At 47.4% G+C, this 329-nt stretch carries 1 protein-coding gene; it reads left to right on the plus strand.

What is annotated here, in order from left to right; translation table 11 throughout:
- Positions 1-329: aminotransferase class V-fold PLP-dependent enzyme (locus tag SB773_RS30680; protein WP_410594001.1), on the plus strand; the 329-nt coding region annotated here is incomplete at both ends.

A 329-nucleotide genomic window follows, 5' to 3' on the forward strand; every position in this document is an offset into this window, starting at 1 on the left:
TGGCCGAAGCCGCCTGCTGTCAAAGACATGATGGCTGAGGCTATAGAAGATTATGCCGCCAATCCCGGCAGAGGCGGGCATACGCTGGCGATGAAAGCAAGCAAAACCGTGTTTCGTACACGGGTGCAGTTATCGCGGTTGTTTGGGATTCAAAACCCGAATAACCTCTTTTTTTATCTAAATGCGACGCAGGCGCTAAACCAGGCGATTAAAGGATTTTTGAAGCCTGGTGATCACGTCATTTCTTCTTTAGTGGAGCATAATTCTGTGAGGCGTCCTATTGAGTTCATGCGTAAAACAAGTCAGGTAGAGGCTGTATTTATTGAACC

The sequence above is a fragment of the Bacillus sp. SIMBA_074 genome (genome assembly GCF_046534555.1).
Lineage (GTDB): Bacteria > Bacillota > Bacilli > Bacillales > Bacillaceae_G > Bacillus_A > Bacillus_A mycoides.